Here is a 25,600-nt window from a genome sequence, read left to right on the forward strand (position 1 = left end):
TTTGATAGGGAAGGAACACTACATGGCTCTTACTAAAGACCAACTGATCGCCGACATCGCTGAAGCTATCGACGCGCCGAAAACCACCGCGCGTAGCGCTCTGGACCAACTGGGCCAAATCGTTGCCGATCAGCTGGAAAACGGCGGCGAAATCACTCTGCCAGGTATCGGCAAGCTGAAAGTGACCGAGCGTCCTGCCCGCACTGGCCGTAACCCTTCGACTGGCGCTGCCATCGAAATCCCTGCGAAGAAAGTGATCAAGCTGGTTGTGGCCAAAGGCCTGACCGACGCTGTGAACAAGTAAGACGCAGCAAGAAAAAACCGTGCACCGGAGTGATCCGGGCACGGTTTTTTTGTGTCTGCGATTTGGTGAATCTTCACTGGGTCCCTGGCTCGGGCCGCGATCGGACGATCTTTTGATCTGGCTTGTGAAAAAACAAGATCAAAAGATCGCAGCGTGCCGCAACTCCTACACGAACATCATGCAGTGACTCAGTCTTAGCGCGTCCAGCGCTCGCGGCGCCAGATCTGCTGTTCGGACTTGGTCTGGAAGGTCCAGGCGACGAAGCGGCTCTGTTTCTGCCCCTGAGACATCTCCACCACCTGACTTTCCAGTACGCCGGCCTTTTTCAGGGCGGTTTCAATGGCTGGCAGGTTCGAGGCTTTCGAGACCAGAGTGCTGAACCACAGCACTTTGTGCTGGAAGTTGGCGCTCTCGGCGATCAATTGCGTCACGAAACGTGCTTCACCACCCTCGCACCACAACTCGGCCGATTGACCGCCGAAGTTCAGCACCGGCAGTTTGCGTGTTGGATCGGCGCGGCCCAGTGCGCGCCATTTGCGCTCGCTGCCCTTGGTCGCTTCGTCCATCGAGGCGTGGAACGGCGGGTTGCACATGGTCAAGTCGAAACGCTCGCCCGGCTCCAGCAGGCCGATCAGGATGTGCTTGCGGTTCTCCTGCAGGCGCAGCTGGATGACCTTGTTCAGGTCGTTGGACTGGACGATAGCCTTGGCTGCGGCCACGGCCGTCGGGTCAACCTCCGAGCCGAGGAAGTGCCAGCGATATTCGCTGTTACCGATCAGCGGATACACACAGTTGGCGCCCATGCCGATGTCCAGCACGTTGATGATCGCCCCGCGCGGGACCTTGCCGTCGTTCATGCTGGCCAACAGATCTGCCAGGAAGTGCACGTAATCGGCACGGCCCGGGACCGGTGGGCAAAGGTAATCAGCCGGGATATCCCAATGCTGGATGCCATAGAACGACTTGAGCAGCGCCCGGTTGAACACGCGCACCGCGTCTGGACTGGCGAAGTCGATGCTTTCCTTGCCGTACGGGTTGATGATCACGAACTTCGCCAGTTCCGGCGTGGTTTTGATCAGCGCCGGGAAGTCGTAACGACCCTGATGGCGGTTGCGCGGGTGCAGGCTGGCCTTTTCACGCGGTTCCACGGCTTTGGCCGGGGTGGCGGAATCAGGCTTTTTGCGCGGCGGGCGAGGTGTGCGGGGGGCGTTCATGGGCGTGGTCGATTCGGGTATGGCTGAAAGTGGCGGGTATTGTCCCACATTGATGAAGTCTACGCCGAACCCATGTAGGAGCTGCCGAAGGCTTGGGCCGCGATCGGACGATCTTTTGATGTTGATTTTAAAAGACAAGATCAAAAGATCGCAGCCTTCGGCAGCTCCTACACGAGGTTTGTGGTGGGTACAAAAAAAGGGAGGCCATTGCGGGCCTCCCTTTTTCATTGCGATTTGCCGTTACAGGCTGGCAATCCGCGCGTGCTGCTCGGCCAGTTTGCCCAGGGCTTGTTCAGCCTCGGCCAGTTTGGCGCGTTCCTTCTCGATGACTTCGGCCGGGGCCTTGTCGACGAAACCGGCGTTGGACAGCTTGCCGCCAACACGCTGGACTTCGCCCTGCAGACGCAGGATTTCCTTGTCCAGACGCGCCAGTTCCGCAGCCTTGTCGATCAGGCCGGCCATAGGCACCAGCACTTCCATCTCGCCGACCAGTGCGGTGGCGGACAGCGGTGCTTCTTCGCCAGCGGCCAGAACGGTGATCGATTCCAGACGCGCCAGCTTCTTCAGCAGCGCTTCGTTCTCGGTCAAACGGCGCTGGTCTTCGGCGCTGACGTTCTTCAGGTAGATCGGCAGTGGTTTGCCCGGGCCGATGTTCATCTCGCCACGGATGTTACGCGTGCCGAGCATCAGTTCCTTGAGCCACTCGATGTCGCTTTCGGCAGCCGGATCGATGCGCTCTTCGTTGGCCACCGGCCAAGGTTGCAGCATGATCGTCTTGCCCTGGATACCGGCCAGCGGCGCAATGCGCTGCCAGATTTCTTCAGTGATGAACGGCATGAACGGGTGCGCCAGACGCAGCGCCACTTCCAGTACGCGAACCAGCGTGCGACGGGTGCCGCGCTGGCGCTCGACCGGGGCGTTTTCGTCCCACAGCACAGGCTTGGACAATTCCAGATACCAGTCGCAGTACTGGTTCCAGATGAACTCGTACAGCGCTTGCGCCGCGAGGTCGAAACGGAACTGATCCAGTTGACGGGTCACTTCGGCTTCGGTGCGTTGCAGCTGCGAGATGATCCAGCGATCCGCCAGCGACAGTTCGTAGGCTTCGCCGTTCTGGCCGCAGTCTTCGCCCTTGTCCAGAACATAACGTGCGGCGTTCCAGATCTTGTTGCAGAAGTTGCGATAGCCTTCAACGCGGCCCATGTCGAACTTGATGTCGCGACCGGTGGACGCCAGCGAGCAGAAGGTGAAGCGCAGGGCGTCGGTGCCGTAGCTGGCGATGCCGTCAGCGAACTCGTCGCGAGTCTGCTTCTCGATCTTCTTCGCCAGTTTCGGCTGCATCAGGCCCGAGGTGCGTTTCTGCACCAGCGTTTCCAGGTCGATGCCGTCGATGATGTCCAGCGGGTCAAGGACGTTGCCCTTGGACTTGGACATCTTCTGGCCTTGGCCGTCACGCACCAGACCATGCACGTAAACGGTCTTGAACGGCACTTGCGGCGTGCCGTCTTCGTTCTTCACCAGGTGCATGGTCATCATGATCATCCGGGCGACCCAGAAGAAAATGATGTCGAAACCGGTGACCAGCACGTCGGTGGAGTGGAATTTCTTCAGGAACTCGGTTTTTTCCGGCCAGCCGAGGGTGGAGAACGTCCACAGGCCCGAACTGAACCAGGTGTCGAGAACGTCGTTGTCCTGTTGCAGCGCAACGTCCGGGCCAAGGTTGTTCTTGGCACGCACTTCGGCTTCGTCGCGACCGACGTAGACCTTGCCCGACTCGTCGTACCAGGCCGGAATCCGGTGGCCCCACCACAACTGACGGCTGATGCACCAATCCTGAATGTCGCGCATCCACGAGAAGTACATGTTTTCGTATTGTTTCGGCACGAACTGGATGCGGCCGTCTTCGACAGCAGCAATCGCAGGCTCGGCCAAAGGCTTGGTCGACACGTACCACTGGTCGGTCAGCCACGGCTCGATGATGGTGCCGGAGCGGTCGCCTTTCGGCACTTTCAGGCCGTGGTCGTCAACGCTGACCAGCAGGCCGGCAGCGTCGAACGCGGCAACGATCTGCTTGCGCGCTTCGAAACGATCGAGGCCGGCGTATTCAGCCGGGATCTTGCCGTCGATGCTCTCGTTCAGCGTGCCGTCGAGGTTGAACACCTGACAGGCCGGCAGTACGTGGGCATTTTTGTCGAAGATGTTCAGCAGCGGCAGGTTGTGGCGCTTGCCGACTTCGTAGTCGTTGAAATCGTGGGCCGGGGTGATTTTCACGCAGCCGGTGCCGAATTCTGGATCGCAGTAATCGTCGGCGATGATCGGGATGCGACGGCCAACCAGTGGCAGTTCGACAAACTTGCCGATCAGGGCTTTGTAGCGCTCGTCGTTCGGGTTCACCGCGACGGCGGAGTCGCCGAGCATGGTTTCCGGACGGGTGGTCGCGACGATCAGGAAATCGTTGCCTTCAGCGGTTTTCGCGCCGTCAGCCAGCGGGTATTTCAGGTTCCACAGGAAACCTTTCTCGTCGTGGTTTTCCACTTCGAGGTCGGAAATCGCCGTGTGCAGCTTGGTGTCCCAGTTGACCAGACGCTTGCCGCGATAGATCAGACCGTCTTCGTGCAGGCGCACGAACGCTTCTTTAACCGCTTCGGACAGACCGTCGTCCATGGTGAAGCGCTCGCGGCTCCAGTCAACGGACGAGCCGAGGCGACGGATCTGACGGCTGATGTTGCCACCGGACTCATCTTTCCATTCCCAGATTTTCTCGAGGAATTTCTCGCGGCCGAGGTCGTGACGGCTCTGGCCCTTGGCTTCGAGTTGACGTTCCACCAGCATCTGCGTGGCGATACCGGCGTGGTCGGTGCCCGGCTGCCACAGGGTGTTACGACCCTGCATGCGGCGGAAACGGATCAGGGCATCCATGATCGCGTTGTTGAAACCGTGACCCATGTGCAGGCTGCCGGTGACGTTCGGCGGCGGGATCATGATGGTGTAGGAATCGCCCGCGCCTTGCGGGGCGAAGTAGTTCTCGGACTCCCAGGTGTTGTACCAGGAAGTTTCAATGGCGTGCGGCTGGTAGGTCTTATCCATGCGCGGCGGGACCCTATTGGCATTTATTCAGGAAAAGCCGGGAAGTATAGCGAGCCATGGGGCCGAGGGCGAGCGGGGCAGGACAATGCGTCGACCAGTCTTATGGTTCGACGATTTCCACGCAGGAGCTGCCGCAGGCTGCGATCTTTTGATCCTGTTTTTTAGAACCAAAGTCAAAAGATCGCAGCCTGCGGCAGCTCCTACAGGGATCGGGGGTTATTCGTACTGGCTGAGTAGCCGTTCCATGCGCGCATCGAGGCGGCGTTTGATTTCGGTTTCGATGTGCGGCGCGAAGTCGTCGATCACGTCTTGCATGATCAATTGCGCGGCGGCGCGCAGTTCGCTGTCCAGGTGTAGCAGGGCATCCGGGCCTTTATCGACGGTTGCTGCAGGTTGCGCAGCGGGTGCCGGTGGCGATTCAGCGGCTGGGGGGACGTTGCCGACCGAGTCGAACAACATCGGAATCTGTTCCTGCTCACCGTCATCGACCGTATCGGTCAGCAGTGGCGGTTGCAGGTTGTCATCGCCGAGCAACTGGCGGATTGATTCGAGATCATCCAGCAGGTGCGCGGACTTTTGCTGCGGTTTCGGAGTGTCCATTGGAATGCTCAGAGTCGCTGTAATCGGTGGTCTTGCAGAGGATAGCCTTGTTCGCGGTAGAAGCGAAAACTCTCCCGCGCGGCAGCTCGAATCGTCGGATCTTCTACCACCACTTCCGCCACTCGGGCGAATTTGTTGGCGAAGGCCGGGACTTTCAGGTCCAGATTGACCAGTAAATCCTGATGCTGACCGCAGTCATCGCCCAGCCCCAGGACAATCAAACCGTCCGGTTCGCTGTCAGTCGGGCCGTGAGGCACGAAGCTTTCGCCCTTGAATGCCCACAGGCGCGCATCGAGATCATCACGCTGAGCGGCATCGCTGCAATGCAGATAGATGCGGTGACCCATGCGCCAGGCTTTCTCGGTGAGCTTGCAGGCAAAGTCCAGGCGCGCGGAAGGATCGGCGCTGGGCAGGATATAGAAGTCGACTTTGGTCATTGCGGTTCCAGAGCGGCAAACGGCGTCACCCGAAAGTGACGCCGCTCATCAGCGGTTTCAGGCTTTGGCGCGGTCCAGCAGGTACTGGGTCAACAGAGGGACTGGACGGCCAGTGGCGCCCTTGTCCTTGCCGCCGCTGGTCCACGCGGTGCCCGCGATGTCCAGGTGCGCCCAGTTGAGGTTCTTGGTGAAACGCGACAGGAAGCATGCGGCGGTGATGGTGCCGGCCTTCGGCCCGCCGATATTGGCGATGTCGGCGAACGGGCTGTCCAGTTGCTCCTGATACTCGTCGAGCAGCGGCAGCTGCCAGGCGCGATCGTCGGCAGTCTGGCCGGCGCTGAGCAGTTGGCTGATCAGTTCGTCGTTGTTGCCCAGCAGGCCCGAAGTATGAGCGCCCAGAGCAACTACGCAGGCGCCGGTCAGGGTGGCGATGTCGATCACCGCTTGCGGCTTGAAGCGCTCGGAGTAGGTCAGGGCATCGCACAGCACCAGACGGCCTTCGGCGTCGGTGTTGAGGATTTCCACGGTCTGGCCGCTCATGGTGGTGACGATGTCGCCCGGACGGGTCGCATTGCCGCTTGGCATGTTTTCGGCGCAGGCGAGGATGCACACCAGGTTGATCGGCAGTTTCAGCTCAAGCACGGCACGCAGGGTGCCGAACACGCTGGCGGCGCCGCCCATGTCGTACTTCATTTCGTCCATGCCGGCGCCCGGTTTCAGGCTGATGCCGCCGGTGTCGAAGGTGATGCCTTTACCGACCAGGGCGTACGGCTTCTCGGATTTCTTGCCGCCGTTGTATTGCATGACGATCAGGCGCGGCGGCTGTTCGCTGCCTTGGCCGACGGCGTAGAACGAGCCCATGCCCAGGGATTTGATCTTTTTCTCGTCGAGGACTTCGACTTTCAGATCCTTGAACTCTTTGCCCAGATTCTTGGCTTGCTCGCCAAGGAACGTCGGGTGGCAGATGTTCGGTGGCAGGTTGCCCAGGTCTCGGGTGAAGGCCATGCCGTTGGCAATCGCGGTGGCGTGGGTCACGGCGCGTTGCACTTCGGCTTGTGCAGCCTTGATGGTCAACAGAGTGATTTTTTTCAGTGCGCGTGGTTCGGCTTTTACGCTCTTGAACTGATCGAAGCAGTATTCGCCGTCGACCAGGGTTTCGGCCAGCAGACGGGTTTTACCGTAGCTGTCGCGGCCCTTGACGATGACTTCGTCCAGCGCCAGCACGGCATCGCTGCCATTCAGGCCTTTGAGAGTGGTGAGGATGCCGGCCACGATTTTGCGGAACGGGCGATCGCCCAGTTCTTCATCTTTACCGACGCCGACCAGCAAAACGCGCTCGGCTTTGAGGTTCGGCAGACTGTGCAGCATCAGGCTCTGACCGACCTTGCCGGCCAGATCGCCACGCTTGAGTACGGCGCTGATGGCGCCGCCGCTCAGTTCGTCGACCTGTTTGGCAGCAGCGCCGAGTTTGCGGCCTTCGCCGACGGCAACCACCAGGGTGGCGGTTTTCAACGTTTCTGGGCTAACGCTTTTTACAACCAGTTCCATGTCCGGATCCCTGAATGAATGGTCAACACACAGGCGTTCGACGGTGTCCGCAGTCGCCTGCTTATAAATAGAAGAGGCGCAGGCCAAAGCCTGCGACAAGGGCCGCAGTTTGAACCTCGCTCCCCGCGCCTGACAACCCTAGGGGGCGTTCTCAATTAGTTTTCACACCGCGTTGTCGCTTTAAAGCCGGCCATGCAAGGCGCAGGCCGCTGGGAATGGTTGTTCCCTTTCCAAGGCCTGCAACGCAGCCTGGCCGGCTTTAAAGCACAACCCGAAGGGCCGGGCCTGCTGTTGTGCAGGGCTGCGTTGCTCGAAGCTTATTTGGAATGACCAAACCGCGCTTCTCGCGCCTTGCCCTGCACAACAGCAGACCCGGCGCGGTGTGAAAACCAATTGAGAACGCCCCCTGGGCTGGACGATCTTCAACGTATTGCGTGCGTGGATGAGTGTGCGCAGTGACAGGCGCCCTCAATCACAGGATAATGCCGCATCTTTTTCCGACGGCTCTGCGTAGCGGGCCGGTCGATGTGTTTGCTTGTTTGGCCGCCTTAGCCTGACAACCCTGGAGTGTCTGGTTTGATCGTCTTCCGTTATCTGTCCCGCGAAGTTCTGTTGACCCTCAGCGCCGTGAGTGCGGTGCTGCTGGTCATTATCATGAGCGGTCGCTTCATCAAATACCTCGCTCAGGCCGCTGCCGGCCAGCTCGATCCGGGCTCGCTGTTCCTGATCATGGGCTTTCGCCTGCCGGGCTTCCTGCAGTTGATTCTGCCGCTGGGCCTGTTTCTCGGGATCCTGCTGGCCTACGGTCGCCTGTACCTGGAAAGCGAAATGACCGTGCTCTCGGCCACCGGCATGAGTCAGCAGAAGCTGCTGCGCATGACCCTGTTTCCGGCGACGCTGGTTGCGCTGGTCGTGGCCTGGCTGAGCCTGGGTCTGGCACCGCAAGGTGCCAACCAGTTCCAGTTGCTGCTGAACAAGCAGGACGCGCTGACCGAATTCGACACCCTGGAGCCTGGTCGCTTTCAGGCCCTGCGCGACGGCAGTCGGGTGACTTACACCGAAACCCTGAGCGATGATCGCGTCAATCTGGGCGGCGTGTTCATTTCGCAGAAGAACCTCGGCGCCGATCAGAAGGACCGCGGGATTTCCGTACTGGTAGCCGAATCGGGTCGTCAGGAAATCCGCCCCGACGGCAATCGCTACCTGATCCTCGATAACGGCTATCGCTACGACGGCAGCCCGGGCCAGGCTGATTACCGCGCCATTCATTACGAGAACTATGGCGTGCTGCTGCCCAAGCCGGACGTCAGTGAAGAAGTCACCGACCGTGACGCCATGCCGACTTCGTCTTTGCTGGGCAGCGACGACATCCGCTCCAAGACCGAACTGCAATGGCGCCTGTCTCTGCCGTTGCTGGTGTTTATCGTGACCCTGATGGCGGTGCCGCTATCGCGAGTCAATCCGCGTCAAGGGCGCTTCCTCAAGCTTCTGCCGGCGATTCTTCTTTATATGGCTTACCTGACCATCCTGATTGCCGCGCGCGGCGCCCTTGAAAAAGGCAAGATCCACCCGACGCTCGGCTTGTGGTGGGTGCATGCGATCTTCCTGTTCATCGGCCTCGGCCTGCTCTATTGGGAGCCGCTGCGCCTGAAGATGGCCAGCCGTCGCGCCGCTGCGCTGGAGGTGGCTCGTGGTTAAACTCGACCGCTACATCGGCAGCAGCGTGTTCATGGCGATCATCGCTGTGTTGGCGATCATTCTCGGCCTGGCGACACTGTTTGCCTTCATCGATGAAATGGGAGACGTCAGCGAAACCTACACCTTGGTTGACGTGCTGAGCTTCGTGCTGCTGACCGCACCGCGTCGTCTTTACGAAATGCTGCCGATGGCGGCGTTGATCGGCTGTCTGATTGGCCTCGGCAGTCTGGCCAGCAGCAGCGAGCTGACCGTGATGCGCGCCGCGGGCGTATCCATCGGCCGTATCGTCTGGGCGGTGATGAAGCCAATGCTGGTGCTGATGCTGGCCGGCGTGCTGATCGGCGAATACGTCGCGCCAGCCACCGAAAGCATGGCCCAGGCCAACCGCTCGCTGGCTCAGGGCAGTGGCGACGCGCAAAGCGCCAAGCACGGCATGTGGCACCGTCAGGGTGAAGAGTTCATCCACATCAATGCCGTGCAACCCAACGGCCTGTTGTATGGCGTGACCCGCTACCACTTCGACAAGGAGCGCCACCTGCTGAGTTCGAGCTTTGCCAAGAAGGCCGAGTTCGACGGCGATCACTGGCAGCTCAGCGACGTGTCGACCACCAGGTTCAATGAGCGCAGCACTGAAGTCGTGAACATGCCAACCGAGCGTTGGGATGTCGCACTGAGCCCGCAATTGCTCAGCACCGTGGTCATGGCGCCGGAATCGCTGTCGATCAGCGGTTTGTGGGGTTACATCCACTATCTGGCCGAGCAGGGCCTGAGCAACGGTCGTTACTGGCTGGCATTTTGGGTCAAGGTGTTGCAGCCGCTGGTGACCGCTGCACTGGTACTGATGGCAATCTCCTTTATCTTCGGCCCGTTGCGTTCGGTGACATTGGGTCAGCGTGTGTTCACGGGTGTGCTGGTGGGTTTCACCTTCCGCATCGTCCAGGATTTGCTCGGCCCATCGAGCCTGGTGTTCGGTTTCTCGCCTTTGTTTGCGGTGCTTGTACCGGCTGGGGTCTGTGCGCTGGCGGGTGTCTGGCTGCTTAGACGAGCCGGTTGATGAACAAGCTTTCATCCGCCGTTTAACCTTGAAAACGCCTCGGTCGACAGATCGGGGCGTTTTTGCATGCAATCCGGGTGACAGGTGAACGTGACGCTTGCGCCGTGTATCAGGTACAATTCCCGGCTATTTTTCGGCGGGCTATGCCTGCAGCCTTTTTGAGTGTTGATCCGTGAGTGATTTGAGTCATATCCGCAATTTCTCCATCATCGCCCACATTGACCATGGCAAGTCGACGCTGGCCGATCGCTTCATCCAGATGTGCGGCGGCCTGGCCGAGCGTGAAATGGAAGCCCAGGTACTGGATTCCATGGACCTGGAGCGTGAACGCGGGATCACCATCAAGGCCCACAGCGTCACCCTTTATTACACCGCCAAAGACGGCATCAAATATCAGCTGAACTTCATTGACACCCCGGGCCACGTCGACTTCACCTACGAAGTCAGCCGTTCCCTGGCTGCGTGCGAAGGTGCATTGCTGGTAGTCGACGCGGGTCAGGGTGTTGAAGCCCAGTCCGTGGCCAACTGCTACACCGCTATCGAGCAGGGCCTTGAGGTCATGCCGGTACTGAACAAGATCGACCTGCCACAGGCCGACCCCGATCGCGTCAAGGACGAGATCGAGAAGATCATCGGCATCGACGCCACCGACGCCGTCACCTGCAGTGCTAAAACCGGCCTGGGTGTCGATGAGGTGCTCGAGCGTCTGGTACACACCATTCCTGCGCCAACCGGCAATATCGAAGATCCGCTGCAAGCGTTGATCATCGATTCCTGGTTCGACAACTACCTGGGCGTTGTTTCCCTGGTACGTGTCCGTCACGGCCGCGTGAAGAAGGGCGACAAGATCCTCGTCAAGTCCACCGGCAAGATCCATCTGGTCGACAGCGTTGGCGTGTTCAACCCGAAACACACCGCCACGGCTGATCTGAAGGCCGGCGAAGTGGGCTTCATCATCGCCAGCATCAAGGACATTCACGGTGCTCCGGTGGGTGACACCCTGACGCTGAGCTCGACGCCGGACGTTGAAGTGCTGCCAGGCTTCAAGCGCATCCAGCCACAGGTTTACGCCGGTCTGTTCCCGGTCAGCTCCGACGACTTCGAAGATTTCCGCGAAGCGCTGCAGAAGCTGACCCTCAACGACTCGTCGCTGCAATACACCCCGGAAAGCTCCGATGCACTGGGCTTCGGCTTCCGTTGCGGTTTCCTCGGCATGCTGCACATGGAAATCATCCAGGAACGTCTCGAGCGCGAGTACGACCTGGACCTGATCACCACGGCGCCGACGGTAATCTTCGAGCTGGTGCTGAAAACCGGTGAAACGATTTACGTCGACAACCCATCCAAGCTTCCGGATGTGTCGTCGATCGAAGACATGCGCGAGCCGATCGTGCGGGCCAACATTCTGGTGCCGCAGGAACACTTGGGCAACGTCATCACCCTGTGCATCGAGAAGCGTGGCGTTCAAGTCGACATGCTGTTCCTCGGCAATCAGGTGCAGGTCACCTACGACCTGCCGATGAACGAAGTGGTCCTGGACTTCTTCGACCGTCTCAAATCCACCAGCCGCGGCTATGCTTCGCTGGACTACCATTTCGATCGTTACCAATCGGCTAATCTGGTGAAACTGGATGTGCTGATCAACGGCGACAAGGTCGATGCCCTGGCGTTGATCGTGCACCGTGACAACTCGCACTACAAAGGTCGCCAGTTGACCGAGAAGATGAAAGAACTGATTCCGCGTCAGATGTTCGACGTCGCGATCCAGGCCGCCATCGGTGGTCAGATCGTTGCCCGGACAACCGTCAAGGCACTCAGAAAGAACGTATTGGCCAAATGCTACGGTGGTGACGTCAGCCGTAAGAAGAAACTGCTGGAGAAGCAAAAGGCCGGTAAGAAACGCATGAAGCAGGTCGGCAACGTGGAAATTCCACAAGAAGCCTTCCTCGCAGTGCTCAGGTTGGATAGTTAGGTCCTATGTCACTAAATTTCCCGCTGTTGCTGGTCATCGCCGTGTTCGTCTGCGGCCTGTTGGCGTTGCTTGATCTGTTGATCCTCGCGCCGCGTCGGCGTGCTGCCATTGCCTCCTATCAGGGCAGCGTCAGCCAGCCTGACGGGGTAGTGGTCGAGAAACTGAACAAAGAGCCGCTGCTGGTTGAATACGGCAAGTCGTTCTTCCCGGTGTTGTTCATCGTGCTGGTGCTGCGTTCGTTCCTGGTGGAACCGTTCCAGATTCCATCCGGCTCGATGAAGCCGACCCTGGACGTCGGCGACTTCATTCTGGTGAACAAGTTTTCTTACGGGATCCGCCTGCCGGTGATCGACAAGAAAATCATCGAAGTCGGTGATCCACAGCGTGGCGATGTGATGGTGTTCCGCTACCCGAGCGACCCTGCCGTCAACTACATCAAGCGTGTAGTCGGCTTGCCGGGCGATACCGTGCGATACACCGCTGACAAGCGTCTGTTCGTCAATGGCGAGTCGATTGCCGAGCAACTGGTCGGCTCCGAGCCGGGCACGCTGGGCAGTGCAGAGCTCTACAAGGAAAAACTTGGCGCTGCCGAGCACCTTATCCGCAAGGAAATGGGCCGCTACCGCACCCCGCCGGATCGTACGTGGACAGTGCCGGCCGGGCACTACTTCATGATGGGCGACAACCGCGACAACTCGAACGACAGTCGCTACTGGGATGATCCGAACATTCCCAAGGATCTGCTGGGCATGGTTCCCGACCAGAATATCGTCGGCAAGGCCTTCGCGGTCTGGATGAGCTGGCCGGAACCGAAACTCAGCCACCTGCCGAATTTCTCGCGGGTTGGCCTGATCAAGTAATCACACACGGCGCTGTTGACCACAGCGCCGAATGCATTTCTGGAGTCGACACAATCGGCTTCGCTATCGCCAGGATTTAATTTTTGAACACAGCGTTAATTGTCCCAGGCCTGCGCCGTACCCCGGCGATGGCGGTGGAATCCAGCTTTGAACACAGCGTGGGTAAACCGTGAGCGCCTCATTAAGCCGTCTCGAGCGTCAGCTCGGTTACACCTTCAAGGATCAGGAGCTGATGCTCCTGGCCCTTACGCACCGCAGTTTTGCCGGGCGCAACAACGAACGCCTGGAATTCCTCGGTGACGCCATCCTCAATTTCGTCGCCGGCGAAGCACTGTTTGATCGCTTCCCGCTGGCCCGCGAAGGCCAGTTGTCGCGTTTGCGCGCACGTTTGGTGAAAGGTGAGACGCTGGCCGTACTGGCTCGCGGTTTCGACCTCGGCGATTATTTGCGTCTGGGTTCCGGTGAACTGAAAAGCGGCGGTTTTCGTCGCGAATCGATTCTGGCCGATGCCCTTGAAGCACTGATCGGTGCGATCTACCTCGACGCCGGCATGGACGTCGCCCGCGAACGCGTACTGGCCTGGCTGGCCGGCGAGTTCGAAGGCCTGACGCTGGTCGACACCAACAAGGATCCCAAGACCCGCCTGCAGGAACATCTGCAATCGCGCGGTTGCGACCTGCCACGTTACGAAGTGGTGGATATCCAGGGTGAGCCGCACTGCCGAACCTTCTTCGTCGAATGCGAAGTTGTCTTACTGAATGAAAAAAGCCGAGGTCAGGGTGTGAGCCGTCGTATTGCCGAACAGGTAGCGGCCGCCGCAGCACTGATTGCCCTGGGCGTGGAGAATGGCAATGACTGATACAAACGCAACTCGCTGTGGCTATGTTGCCATCGTCGGCCGTCCCAACGTGGGCAAGTCCACGCTGCTGAACCACATCCTGGGCCAGAAGCTCGCGATCACCTCGCGCAAGCCGCAGACCACTCGCCACAACATGCTCGGGATCAAGACCGAGGGTGACGTGCAAGCGATCTACGTCGACACCCCGGGCATGCACAAGGGTGGCGAAAAGGCGCTGAACCGCTACATGAACAAGACCGCTTCGGCGGCGTTGAAAGACGTCGACGTGGTGATCTTTGTGGTTGATCGCACCAAGTGGACCGACGAAGACCAGATGGTTCTGGAGCGCGTGCAGTACGTGACCGGCCCGCTGATCGTCGCACTGAACAAGACCGATCGCATCGAAGACAAGGCCGAGCTGATGCCGCACTTGTCGTGGTTGCAGGAGCAGCTGCCGAACGCGCAGATCATCCCGATTTCGGCGCAGCACGGGCACAACCTTGAAGCGCTGGAAAAGGTGATTGCCAACCACTTGCCGGAAAATGATCACTTCTTCCCGGAAGACCAGATCACCGACCGCAGCAGCCGTTTCCTTGCCGCCGAACTGGTGCGCGAGAAAATCATGCGCCAGATGGGCGCCGAGCTGCCGTACCAGATCACCGTCGAGATCGAAGAATTCAAGCAGCAGGGCAAGACCCTGCACATTCACGCCTTGATCCTCGTCGAGCGTGATGGCCAGAAGAAGATCATCATCGGCGACAAGGGCGAGCGCATCAAACGCATCGGCACCGAAGCGCGCAAGGACATGGAGCTGCTGTTCGACTCCAAGATCATGCTCAACCTGTGGGTCAAGGTGAAGGGCGGCTGGTCCGACGACGAGCGTGCATTGCGCTCGCTGGGTTACGGCGACCTGTAAGCGGTACCAAGATCAAAAGATCGCAGCCTTCGGCAGCTCCTACAGAGTTTTGTGTATACCTGTAGGAGCTGCCGAAGGCTGCGATCTTTTTTGCAATCTCCGACCGGGAAACAGCCCTCATGTCGCAAAACCCGCCTCCCGCCCAACCCGCCTACGTCCTCCACTCACGCGCTTACCGCGAAAACAGCGCTTTGGTGGATTTCCTCACGCCGCAAGGTCGGCTGCGGGCGGTGTTGCGCAGTGCGCGGGGCAAGGCCGGGACACTGGCGCGGCCATTTGTGCCGCTGGAAGTGGAGTTTCGTGGCAAGGGTGAACTGAAGAACGTCGGGCGCATGGAGAGTGCCGGAACCGCGACCTGGATGGTTGGCGAGGCACTGTTCAGCGGCCTCTATCTAAACGAGCTGTTGATCCGCTTGCTGCCTTCGGAAGATCCGCATCCGGCGGTGTTCGATCACTACGCCGCGACTTTGTCGGCCCTGGCTGAAGGCCGACCGCTGGAACCCTTGCTGCGCTCCTTCGAATGGCGATTGTTGGATGATCTTGGCTACGGCTTTTCCATGAACACTGATGTTCACGGCGAACCTGTCGCGCCGGACGGTCTCTATCGCCTGCAAGTGGATGCAGGGCTTGAGCGTGTGTATCTGCTGCAACCGGGGCTGTTCAACGGCACCGAATTGCTGGCCATGGCCGAAGCCGATTGGTCGGCGCCTGGTGCATTGTCCGCTGCCAAGCGGTTGATGCGTCAGGCATTGGCCGTTCACTTGGGCGGTCGTCCTCTCGTCAGTCGCGAGCTGTTTCGCAAGCCCTGATCTCACGTATGCTGTGCGCCGAATCTTTTCCTTCAGGAGCGCGCATCCGTGACCACCAGCAATCGCATTCTTCTTGGCGTGAACATCGACCACGTCGCCACCCTGCGTCAGGCCCGTGGCACGCGCTATCCGGATCCGGTCAAGGCTGCGCTGGACGCGGAAGAGGCGGGCGCTGACGGTATCACCGTGCACCTGCGTGAAGACCGCCGCCACATTCAAGAGCGCGATGTGCTGCTGCTCAAGGATGTGCTGCAAACCCGCATGAACTTCGAAATGGGCGTCACCGAAGAAATGATGGTGTTCGCCGAACTTATCCGCCCGGCGCACATTTGCCTGGTACCGGAAACCCGTCAGGAACTGACCACCGAGGGCGGTCTGGACGTGGCGGGGCAGGAAGCGCGGATCAAGGCAGCGGTTGAGCGTCTGTCGAAAATCGGCAGTGAAGTGTCGCTGTTCATCGACGCCGACGAGCGCCAGATTGCTGCGTCCAAACGTGTGGGCGCACCGGCGATTGAGCTGCACACTGGGCGTTATGCCGATGCCGAAACCCCGGCTGAAGTCGCCGAAGAGTTGAAGCGTGTGGCGGACGGTGTGGCGTTTGGTCTGGCGCAGGGGCTGATCGTCAATGCCGGTCATGGCCTGCATTACCACAACGTTGAGGCGGTCGCGGCGATCAAGGGCATCAACGAATTGAACATCGGCCATGCGCTGGTGGCGCATGCGTTGTTCGTGGGTTTCAAGTCTGCGGTGTCTGAGATGAAGGCGCTGATTCTGGCGGCTGCCTTGAAGGGCTGAAGATCAAAAGATCGCAGCCTGCGGCAGCTCCTACAGGGGGATCATGCTGACCCCGCAATTTTGCGGCGCATGTGATCCCCTGTAGGAGCTGCCGAAGGCTGCGATCTTTTGCTTTTAAAGCGGAGCAGGCTCTTGGGTCGGCTTGGACTTGTCGATCGCCGGCACATGCAGGTTGCCCTCGGCCACTTGATCACCCTCAAGCTGCGGTTGGGTCACCCAGGTAAGAATGTCGTAGTAACGACGGATGTTCGCCACGAAATGCACGGGCTCGCCGCCTCGGGCGTAGCCGTAGCGGGTTTTGCTGTACCACTGCTTCTGCGACAGACGCGGCAGGATTTTCTTCACGTCCAGCCACTTGTCCGGATTCAGCCCTTCCTTGGCCGTCAGTTTGCGCGCGTCATCCAGATGACCGATGCCGACGTTGTACGCCGCCAGTGCAAACCAGGTGCGATCCGGCTCCTTGATCGAATCATCAAGCTGATCCTTCATATAAGCGATGTACTTGGCGCCGCCCATGATGCTTTGCTTCGGATCGAGGCGGTTGGACACGCCCATCGCCTGAGCGGTGTTCTGAGTCAGCATCATCAAGCCGCGCACGCCGGTTTTCGAGGTGACCGTCGGTTGCCACAGCGATTCCTGATAACCGATGGCGGCGAGCAGGCGCCAGTCTACTTTCTCTTTCTTCGCGTAGTTCTTGAAGTGTTGTTCGTATTTCGGCAGGCGCTGCTGCAAGTGCTGGGCAAACGTGGTGGCGCCCATGTAGCCAAGGACGTCGACGTGGCCGTAGTAGCGGTCTTTCAAACGTTGCAAGGTGCCGTTCTTTTGCACCTTGTCCAGATAAGCGTTGATTTCGTTGAGCAGGCTGTTGTCTTCGCCCGGGCCTACCGCCCAGCTCTGGCTGCGCGCATCGCCGAGGTCGAAGGCCACGCGGATGTTGGTGAAGTAAACCTGATTCATTGCCACTTCGTTGGAGTCGACCAGGGTCAGGTCGATCTGGCCTTCATCGACCATGCGCAACAGGTCGACCACTTCAACAGCGTCGGACTCTTCGTATTCGATGCCGGGGAATTTCTTTTTCAGCTCGGCCAGTTGCTCGGCGTGGGTACTGCCCTTGAGCACCATGATCTTCTTGCCGACCAGATCACCGGCGTCGGTCGGCCGCGACTGGCCGTTGCGATAGATGATCTGCGGCGTGACTTCGAGGTAGGAGTGGGAGAACCGCACCTGCTGTTTGCGCTGGTCGCTGCTGACCAGACCGGCAGCCGCCAGTACCGGCCCGTTGGGCTTGCCGATCTGGTTGAAAAGGTCGTCGAGATTGTCGGCGGTCTCGATTTTCAGTTCGACACCCAAATCGTCGGCAAAGCGCTTCACCAGCTCGTATTCGAAGCCGGTTTCACCACTGCGATCCTGGAAGTAGGTGGCGGGGCTGTTTCGGGTAATCACCCGCAGCACGCCATCCTCCTTTACGCGCTCGAGTGTGTTGGGTTTATCAACACAGCCACCGAGCATCAGGAAGAGTCCGGTTGCGATCAGCCATTTGGCGTACCGCGGACGCAAAGCCGTTGGGAAAAACATTTGCGCAGTATACGCAAAGGACTGCGGGCGCCATATCTCGACAGTGCAGGGCGACTCTGCTAGAGATCACAAAACCAGCCGAAACCCCGCAGAAACGGGCCTGAAGGGCATTTTGTTACAGTAAAAATTAACGTTGTTCACTTGTCCCGTAAATTTGACTCTCGAGGCAGAAACACAGATCGACACCCGAGTGCAACCGTGCGTAGCGTTTCGGGTGATGTTGAGGGCGGTTTAGGCTAGAATGCACGGCCTCAAAGCACACCCCTTCCCGAGGCTGTCCCGAAGATGTTGATCCTGCGCGGCGCTCCTGCCCTTTCTGCCTTTCGCCACAGCAAACTCCTTGAGCAACTGAGCCAGAAGGTTCCGGCTGTCAGTGGCTTGTATGCTGAATTCGCTCACTTCGCCGAAGTTACCGGCGTCCTGACCGGCGATGAACAGCAGGTGCTTGCGCGCCTTCTGAAGTACGGTCCAAGTGTTCCGGTTCAAGAGCCGACCGGCCGTCTGTTCCTGGTGTTGCCGCGTTTTGGCACCATCTCGCCATGGTCGAGCAAGGCCAGCGACATTGCCCGCAATTGCGGCCTGAGCAAGATCCAGCGTCTGGAGCGCGGCATCGCGTTCTACGTGGCCGGTCAGTTCAGCGACGCCCAAGCGCAGCAGATTGCTGATGTATTGCATGACCGCATGACGCAAATCGTCCTCGGCAACCTTGAGCAGGCCGCCGGTCTGTTCAGTCACGCCGAGCCGAAGCCGCTGACGGCGATCGACATCCTCGGCGGCGGTCGCGCCGCGCTGGAAAAAGCCAACACCGAGCTGGGTCTGGCCTTGGCCGAAGACGAGATCGACTACCTGGTCGACGCCTTCAACGGTCTCAAGCGCAACCCGCACGACATCGAACTGATGATGTTCGCCCAAGCCAACTCCGAGCACTGCCGTCACAAGATCTTCAACGCCAGTTGGGATATTGATGGTGAGAACCAGGAAAAAAGCCTGTTCGGCATGATCAAGAACACCTACGTGATGCACAGCGAAGGCGTTCTGTCGGCTTATAAGGACAACGCTTCAGTGATCGTCGGCAACGTTGCCGGCCGTTTCTTCCCGAATCCTGAAACCCGCCAGTACGGCGCGGTGCAGGAGCCGGTGCACATCCTGATGAAGGTTGAAACCCACAACCACCCGACCGCGATTGCCCCGTTCCCGGGCGCATCCACCGGTTCCGGTGGCGAGATCCGTGACGAAGGCGCAACCGGTCGTGGCGCCAAGCCAAAGGCTGGCCTGACCGGTTTCACCGTATCCAACCTGCAGATCCCGGGCTTCGAACAGCCGTGGGAAGTGCCGTACGGCAAGCCTGAGCGCATCGTTACGGCGCTGGACATCATGATCGAAGGCCCGCTCGGCGGCGCCGCGTTCAACAACGAATTCGGTCGTCCGGCCCTGACCGGCTACTTCCGTACCTTCGAACAATCGATCACCACCCCGCACGGTGACGAAGTTCGCGGTTACCACAAGCCGATCATGCTGGCCGGTGGTATGGGTAACATTCGCGAAGAACACGTCAAGAAAGGCGAAATCGTCGTTGGCTCCAAGCTGATCGTGCTTGGCGGCCCGGCGATGTTGATCGGTCTGGGCGGCGGCGCGGCTTCCTCCATGGCCACCGGCACCAGCTCGGCGGATCTGGACTTCGCTTCGGTTCAGCGTGAAAACCCTGAAATGGAACGTCGCTGCCAGGAAGTCATCGACCGTTGCTGGCAACTGGGTGACAAGAACCCGATCAGCTTCATCCACGACGTCGGCGCGGGCGGTCTGTCCAACGCCTTCCCGGAACTGGTCAACGACGGCGAGCGCGGTGGTCGTTTCGAACTGCGCAACATTCCAAACGACGAGCCGGGCATGGCCCCGCACGAAATCTGGAGTAACGAATCCCAGGAACGTTACGTGCTGGCCGTTGGCCCTGAAGACTTCGCGCGCTTCCAGGCCATTTGTGAACGCGAGCGTTGCCCGTTTGCCGTCGTTGGTGAAGCCACCGCCGAGCCGCAACTGACCGTGACCGATAGCCACTTCGGCAACAACCCGGTGGACATGCCACTGGAAGTGTTGCTGGGCAAGGCGCCGCGCATGCACCGTTCGGTTGTTCGTGAAGCCGAGCTGGGCGATGACTTCGATCCGTCGAATCTCGACATCAGCGAAAGCATCGAACGCGTTCTGCATCACCCGGCCGTGGCGAGCAAGAGCTTCCTGATCACCATCGGCGACCGCACCATCACCGGCCTCGTCGCCCGTGACCAAATGGTCGGCCCATGGCAGGTTCCGGTGGCCGACGTTGCCGTTACCGCCACCAGTTTCGACGTTTACACCGGTGAAGCGATGGCGATGGGCGAGCGTACTCCGCTGGCTCTGCTGGACGCTCCGGCGTCGGGCCGCATGGCCATCGGCGAAACCCTGACCAACATTGCCGCTTCGCGCATCAACAAGATTTCCGACATCAAACTGTCGGCGAACTGGATGTCCGCCGCCGGCCACCCGGGCGAAGACGCGCGTCTGTACGACACCGTGAAAGCGGTCGGTATGGAACTGTGCCCTGAGCTGGGCATCACCATTCCGGTGGGCAAGGACTCGATGTCCATGGCCACGCGCTGGAATGACAACGGTGAAGAAAAAACCGTGACCTCGCCGATGTCGTTGATCGTGACCGGTTTCGCGCCAGTGGCTGACATCCGTCAGACCCTGACTCCGGAACTGCGCATGGACAAGGGCACCACCGACCTGATCCTGATCGACCTCGGTCGCGGTCAGAACCGCATGGGTGCTTCGATCCTTGCTCAGGTTCACGGCAAGCTCGGTTCGCAAGCGCCGGACGTCGATGATGCTGAAGATCTCAAAGCCTTCTTTGCCGTGATCCAGGGCCTCAACGCCGACGGTCACCTGCTGGCTTACCACGACCGCTCCGACGGTGGTCTGCTGACCAGCGTCGTGGAAATGGCCTTCGCCGGTCATTGCGGTCTGAGCCTGAACCTCGACGGTCTGGCTGAAACGGCAGCCGACATCGCCGCGATCCTGTTCAACGAAGAACTGGGCGCCGTGATCCAGGTTCGTCAGGACGCCACGCCAGACATCCTCGCGCAGTTCAGCGCTGCCGGTCTGGGCGATTGCGTGTCGGTGATCGGTCAGCCAATCAACAACGGCCAGATCAACATCACCTTCAACGGTGACACCGTGTTCGAAGGCCAGCGTCGTTTGCTGCAGCGTACCTGGGCTGAGACCAGCTACCAGATCCAGCGTCTGCGCGACAACGCCGACTGCGCCGAACAAGAGTTCGACGTGCTGCTGGAAGAAGACAACCCGGGCCTGAGCGTCAAGCTGAGCTACGACGTCAACCAGGACATCGCCGCGCCGTACATCAAGAAAGGCATCCGCCCACAGGTTGCCGTGCTGCGTGAGCAGGGCGTCAACGGTCAGGTAGAAATGGCCGCCGCGTTCGACCGCGCCGGTTTCAACGCGATCGACGTGCACATGAGCGACATTCTGGCCGGCCGTGTCGACCTGAACGAGTTCAAAGGTCTGGTGGCGTGCGGTGGTTTCTCCTACGGCGACGTACTCGGCGCCGGTGAGGGCTGGGCCAAGTCGGCACTGTTCAACAGCCGCGCCCGCGACGCGTTCCAGGGTTTCTTCGAGCGTAACGACAGCTTCACCCTCGGCGTGTGCAACGGTTGCCAGATGATGTCCAACCTCCACGAGCTGATCCCGGGCAGCGAATTCTGGCCGCACTTCGTGCGCAATCGTTCCGAGCAGTTCGAAGCGCGTGTGGCAATGGTTCAGGTTCAGGAATCGAACTCGATCTTCCTGCAGGGCATGGCCGGTTCGCGTATGCCGATCGCCATCGCTCATGGTGAAGGTCATGCCGAGTTCTCCAGCGAAGAAGCACTGCTGGAAGCGGATCTGTCGGGTTGCGTGGCGATGCGCTTTGTCGACAACCATGGCAAGGTCACTGAGTCGTATCCGGCCAACCCGAACGGTTCGCCGCGCGGGATCACCGGTCTCACCAGCCGTGATGGCCGTGTGACGATCATGATGCCGCACCCGGAGCGTGTGTTCCGCGCCGTGCAGAACTCGTGGCGTTCGGAAGACTGGAACGAAGACGCACCTTGGATGCGTATGTTCCGTAATGCTCGGGTCTGGGTAAACTAAAAGCGGGTGAACTAAGACCTGTGTACAAGCTCGCGTTTTTTGTTCCTGACAGTCATGTCGAGGTGGTCAAAGGGGCTGTGTTCGCTGCCGGTGGTGGGCGGATCGGTGACTATGACCACTGTGCGTGGCAGGTGCTTGGTTTGGGCCAGTTTCGACCTTTGGACGGGAGTCAGCCGTTCATTGGTGAGGCGGGGCAGGTTGAGCGGGTTGAGGAATGGAAGGTTGAGCTTGTTGTTGCGGATGAGTTGATTGTTGCTGTTGTGGCGGCTTTGAAGCTTAGTCATCCGTACGAGACGCCGGCTTATGAGGTGTGGCGGCTGGAAGATTTCTAATCTTCCTTGCTGCTGAAACAGGAAACCCGCAGATCAGTGATTGTCTGCGGGTTTTTTGTTGCCTGCGATCTGCTTTTCTGTAGGAGTGAGCCTGCTCGCGATGGCGCCCTGACAGGCGACCATGCTCTGTCTGATTGAGAGAATATCCATTTCTTCGAGTGCTGCGGCTGGCGGTTTCGCCCTTACGGCGACTCACTTTTTTACAAGCGCCTAAAAAAGTAAGCAAAAAACGCTTGCCCCAACGTTCGGCCCGCTCGCTAAAGCTCGGGGTTCCTTCGCTCCGGTATCCATCCGGGCGCATCGTCTCCGGTTTGCTTCGCTGCACCTCCTCTCGATGTGTTTGGCTTCGCCAAACGGTCGCTGCGCTCCCACCCCCGGATGAATCCCTCCGCTCAGCCTGCCGACGGGGCGGGTGGATCAAGATCAAGAGCTGCAGCCGAGCTAACGCTCATCCTGTTGGTTGGTGAGGAGCAGGAGCGAGTAGGTGGCGCTGCTTTGCTTTTCTGTGGGAGCTGGCTTGCCAGCGATGGCGGCCTGACAGCCGACCAGTCTCTGAGGGTGTAGCTATCCCCTGTAGGAGCTGCCGAAGGCTGCGATCTTTTGATTTTGATTTTGATTTTGATTTTGATTTTGATGTTGAAACGTCAAAGTCAAAAGATCGCAGCCTTCGGCAGCTCCTACACGGGGTGTATTTCAATTCGGTATGTTTAGTTGTGTGTGGAACAGACAGAGGATTCCCACAAGGTTTTCAGGTTGTCCGTCGGACGTGCGGTCTCTAGGCTTGAGTTGTCACTGCCAATGCGGTGATCGGGCGTGAGAACCCGGGTAAGTGTCATTCCAGCGCCAGTAGTCCCATAATTGCCGCCAGCTCATTCGCTGCTGCATTTTTATGGTGGCTATGTGCGGGCGGACTTCGGTCCGGCCGGAGGTTTGCTGGTCTTTGCCCGGTTTCTCACCCCGCACATAGCTGCCACCCAATTCGCCGCGTGAGAAACGGTATTTGGATGGCTCCAACCAGCAAGGACCGATCCATGACTAAAATCGTCCCCGACCCACCCGAAACCAAAACCCCACTCGAAGAAGCCCTCCGCGCCGAGGAGCAGGCCCGAAACCGCGAAGCCATCAAGCGCGCCCTCGACTTCTACCTGTGCCCCGAACCCGCAAAACCCCGCCGACCGAGCACCATGTTTATGGTCTGCCCCCAGGCCGACACCGAAAGCCTGCTCGCTCACGCGGTCGAATCGTTGGCCAGCGCAAGCGCCGCCGCCAGCAACTTCGCCAATGAGCTAAGCGGTCTGCAGCGCAGCACGGCATTAGGCATCCAGCAAATCGTCATGCTCGCCGAACTGGCAGTGAATAGGGCGCTGGATCGGGTCGACCCGCAAAACTGACTACCGTGTCACCGTTCATCGCCAGCAGGCTGGCTCCACCGGGGCGTGCACGATCTTGAGAACACTGCACAACCTGTGGGAGCCTGGCTTGCCAGCGATGGCGGCTTGCCAAACGACTTGACTCTAGGGGTTGAGAGCATCCCTTGTAGGAGCTGCCGAAGGCTGCGATCTTTTGATCTTGCCTTTGACTGTCAAAAAACAAAGTCAAAAGATCGCAGCCTGCGGCAGCTTCTACATGGGTGAAATGGTAGGTCAGACCTTGGCGCCGACCTCGCTACGATCGACCAAAGCCTCAATCGCCCCACTCAAACTCGCCGCCTTATCCCCCACCAGCAAATGCCAGACCCCACCTTCCAACTGGCTGACACCTTGGCAGCCCAATTCCTTCAACTGAGCCTCGGACAACGCCTTGCCATCCGCCAGCAACAGCCGAATCCGGCTCATGGCGATGCAATCCAGTTGCAGCACATTGCCGCCGCCACCCAGTGCATTCAGCCATTTCTGTGCCTCGGCGCCCGCGACCATCAGCGCTTTCGGCTCTTCGACAACGGCAACAGATTCGGCAATAACAGCACGCCCCAACGCCGGCATCGCCAGGCGAATTTCATCGGCAATGCTGTCGGCCAGCGGCCCGACCACTACCTGCAAACTCCCACCTTTACCCGGACGCACAACCGCCATTGCACCCAGTGCTTTCAGATCGGCATCCGAGGCCTTGTTGCGATCCACCATCTCCAGCCGCAATCGCGTGGTGCAAGCGCCAACAGTCAGCAGGTTTTCAGCGCCGCCCAATGCTTTGATGTAGGCACTGGCGCGCTCGTTTTCAGTCAGTACGGCTTTCTCACTGACAGCGACATCTTCTCGGCCCGGCGTCTTCAGGTTGAATCGACGAATACAGAAATCAAACACGGCGTAATACACAACTGCATAAGCCAGCCCGACCGGAACCACCAGCCAACCATTGGTGGACTTGCCCCAGCCCAGCACCATGTCAATAAAGCCGCCAGAGAACGTAAAGCCCAAATGAATATTCAGCGCATTGGTGATCGCCATCGCCAGCCCGGTCAGCAGCGCGTGCAGCAGAAACAGCAGCGGCGCCAAAAACATGAAGGCGAATTCGATTGGCTCGGTCACCCCGGTCAGGAATGAAGTCAGCGCCATCGACAGGAAGATCCCGCCCATGACTTTGCGGCGTTCCGGCAAAGCATTGCGATACATCGCCAGGCACGCGGCGGGCAGGCCGAAGATCATCATCGGGAACATGCCGGTCATGAACTGGCCGCCCTTCGGATCGCCGGCGAAATAGCGCGACAGGTCGCCGGTCACTAGTGCGCCAGTGGTCGGGTCGGTGAAGTTGCCGAAGACGAACCACGCCATGTTGTTGAGGATGTGGTGCAGGCCGGTGACGATCAGCAGGCGATTGAACACGCCGAAGACAAACGCGCCGATGCTGCCGCTTTCCATCATCAGGGCGCCGAAAGCGTTGATGCCGTGCTGGATCGGCGGCCAGATGTAGCCGAACACCACGCCCAGGCCGACGGCCGCGAATCCGGTGACAATCGGCACGAATCGTCGGCCACCGAAGAACGCCAAATACTCCGGCAGCTTGATGTCCTTGAAGCGGTTGTACAGTGCGCCGGCCATCAGGCCGCTGACGATCCCGGCGAGCATGCCCATGTTGATGCTCGCATCGAGCACTTTAAGGGTGGAGATCATCACCAGATAACCGATCACCCCGGCCAGGCCCGCGGTGCCGTTATTGTCCTTGGCGAAACCGACGGCGATGCCGATGGCGAAGATCATCGCCAGGTTGGCGAAGATCACCTGGCCGGCGTCGTGAATGATCGCGATGTTCAGCAGGTCGGTGTCACCCAGACGCAGCAGCAGGCCGGCGATGGGCAGGATCGCGATCGGCAGCATCAGTGCACGCCCGAGGCGTTGCAGACCTTCGATGAAGAGTTGATACATGGCGGTTCTCCTTCTTGTTG

At 59.5% G+C, this 25,600-nt stretch carries 19 protein-coding genes; 12 read left to right on the forward strand and 7 right to left on the reverse strand.

Annotation, left to right across the window (positions count from 1 at the left end; translation table 11 throughout):
- Window positions 1-22: 22 nt before the first annotated feature.
- A complete protein-coding gene (locus ICA16_RS21400; RefSeq protein ID WP_150603742.1) occupies window positions 23-304 on the forward strand; it encodes an HU family DNA-binding protein in 282 nt (93 codons plus the stop codon).
- Between the two features lie 194 nt (window positions 305-498).
- On the opposite strand, the gene rlmF is transcribed toward ICA16_RS21400, so the two are convergent.
- The 5 genes from rlmF to ICA16_RS21425 form a co-directional block, all read right to left on the reverse strand.
- Window positions 499-1,518, reverse strand: a complete 1,020-nt coding sequence (rlmF, locus tag ICA16_RS21405) for a 23S rRNA (adenine(1618)-N(6))-methyltransferase RlmF (RefSeq protein ID WP_150603743.1) — start codon at window positions 1,516-1,518, stop codon at window positions 499-501.
- 240 nt (window positions 1,519-1,758) lie between these two features.
- Window positions 1,759-4,605 carry a valine--tRNA ligase gene (locus tag ICA16_RS21410; protein WP_042557780.1) on the reverse strand — a complete coding sequence of 949 codons (2,847 nt, stop codon included), beginning with the start codon at window positions 4,603-4,605 and terminating at the stop codon, window positions 1,759-1,761.
- A 216-nt stretch (window positions 4,606-4,821) separates the two neighbouring features.
- Window positions 4,822-5,205, reverse strand: coding sequence for a DNA polymerase III subunit chi (locus ICA16_RS21415; RefSeq protein WP_150617212.1), 384 nt, complete (start codon window positions 5,203-5,205; stop codon window positions 4,822-4,824).
- An 8-nt stretch (window positions 5,206-5,213) separates the two neighbouring features.
- Entirely contained in the window at window positions 5,214-5,642 is a 429-nt protein-coding gene (locus ICA16_RS21420; RefSeq protein WP_210554571.1) for a DNA polymerase III subunit chi, read from the reverse strand.
- A 57-nt stretch (window positions 5,643-5,699) separates the two neighbouring features.
- On the reverse strand, window positions 5,700-7,190 hold the full coding sequence (locus ICA16_RS21425) for a leucyl aminopeptidase (RefSeq protein ID WP_210701484.1): 1,491 nt from the start codon (window positions 7,188-7,190) through the stop codon (window positions 5,700-5,702).
- A gap of 576 nt (window positions 7,191-7,766) precedes the next feature.
- On the opposite strand from ICA16_RS21425, the gene lptF reads away from it, so the two are divergent.
- The 8 genes from lptF to pdxJ all read left to right on the forward strand — a co-directional run bounded on the left by lptF (window position 7,767) and on the right by pdxJ (window position 16,132).
- Window positions 7,767-8,888: an LPS export ABC transporter permease LptF gene (lptF, locus tag ICA16_RS21430; protein ID WP_150617215.1), complete on the forward strand. Its 1,122-nt coding sequence runs from the start codon at window positions 7,767-7,769 to the stop codon at window positions 8,886-8,888.
- Window positions 8,881-9,942: an LPS export ABC transporter permease LptG gene (gene lptG, locus ICA16_RS21435; protein ID WP_150594934.1), complete on the forward strand. Its 1,062-nt coding sequence runs from the start codon at window positions 8,881-8,883 to the stop codon at window positions 9,940-9,942. Before lptF ends, lptG begins: the two co-directional genes overlap by 8 nt.
- A 172-nt stretch (window positions 9,943-10,114) precedes the next feature.
- Window positions 10,115-11,914 (forward strand): translation elongation factor 4, encoded by a 1,800-nt coding sequence (lepA, locus tag ICA16_RS21440; protein WP_016986097.1) that lies wholly within the window; start codon window positions 10,115-10,117, stop codon window positions 11,912-11,914.
- A gap of 5 nt (window positions 11,915-11,919) precedes the next feature.
- Window positions 11,920-12,774 (forward strand): signal peptidase I, encoded by an 855-nt coding sequence (gene lepB / locus ICA16_RS21445; protein ID WP_150617216.1) that lies wholly within the window; start codon window positions 11,920-11,922, stop codon window positions 12,772-12,774.
- A 169-nt stretch (window positions 12,775-12,943) separates the two neighbouring features.
- Entirely contained in the window at window positions 12,944-13,633 is a 690-nt protein-coding gene (gene rnc, locus ICA16_RS21450) for a ribonuclease III (RefSeq protein ID WP_042557788.1), read from the forward strand.
- A complete protein-coding gene (era, locus tag ICA16_RS21455; RefSeq protein ID WP_042557789.1) occupies window positions 13,626-14,528 on the forward strand; it encodes a GTPase Era in 903 nt (300 codons plus the stop codon). Before rnc ends, era begins: the two co-directional genes overlap by 8 nt.
- A gap of 119 nt (window positions 14,529-14,647) precedes the next feature.
- Window positions 14,648-15,337 (forward strand): DNA repair protein RecO, encoded by a 690-nt coding sequence (gene recO, locus ICA16_RS21460; protein WP_150603749.1) that lies wholly within the window; start codon window positions 14,648-14,650, stop codon window positions 15,335-15,337.
- Window positions 15,338-15,385: 48 nt separating this feature from the next.
- Window positions 15,386-16,132: a pyridoxine 5'-phosphate synthase gene (pdxJ, locus tag ICA16_RS21465; RefSeq protein WP_150603750.1), complete on the forward strand. Its 747-nt coding sequence runs from the start codon at window positions 15,386-15,388 to the stop codon at window positions 16,130-16,132.
- 114 nt (window positions 16,133-16,246) lie between these two features.
- On the opposite strand, the gene mltF is transcribed toward pdxJ, so the two are convergent.
- Window positions 16,247-17,707, reverse strand: coding sequence for a membrane-bound lytic murein transglycosylase MltF (gene mltF, locus ICA16_RS21470; RefSeq protein ID WP_150617219.1), 1,461 nt, complete (start codon window positions 17,705-17,707; stop codon window positions 16,247-16,249).
- A 285-nt stretch (window positions 17,708-17,992) separates the two neighbouring features.
- Between mltF and purL the strand changes: the two genes are divergently transcribed.
- From purL to ICA16_RS21485, 3 genes are all read left to right on the forward strand, one after another.
- Entirely contained in the window at window positions 17,993-21,889 is a 3,897-nt protein-coding gene (gene purL / locus ICA16_RS21475; protein WP_210701485.1) for a phosphoribosylformylglycinamidine synthase, read from the forward strand.
- A gap of 20 nt (window positions 21,890-21,909) precedes the next feature.
- Window positions 21,910-22,221 carry a YqfO family protein gene (locus tag ICA16_RS21480; RefSeq protein WP_042607740.1) on the forward strand — a complete coding sequence of 104 codons (312 nt, stop codon included), beginning with the start codon at window positions 21,910-21,912 and terminating at the stop codon, window positions 22,219-22,221.
- A 1,031-nt stretch (window positions 22,222-23,252) separates the two neighbouring features.
- On the forward strand, window positions 23,253-23,612 hold the full coding sequence (locus tag ICA16_RS21485; protein ID WP_210554575.1) for a DUF6124 family protein: 360 nt from the start codon (window positions 23,253-23,255) through the stop codon (window positions 23,610-23,612).
- A gap of 252 nt (window positions 23,613-23,864) precedes the next feature.
- Here the strand turns inward: ICA16_RS21485 and nagE are convergent, their stop codons facing one another.
- Window positions 23,865-25,580, reverse strand: a complete 1,716-nt coding sequence (gene nagE, locus ICA16_RS21490) for an N-acetylglucosamine-specific PTS transporter subunit IIBC (RefSeq protein ID WP_210701486.1) — start codon at window positions 25,578-25,580, stop codon at window positions 23,865-23,867.
- Window positions 25,581-25,600 lie beyond the last annotated feature (20 nt).

This window comes from Pseudomonas anatoliensis (assembly GCF_017976235.1).
Lineage (GTDB): Bacteria > Pseudomonadota > Gammaproteobacteria > Pseudomonadales > Pseudomonadaceae > Aquipseudomonas > Aquipseudomonas anatoliensis.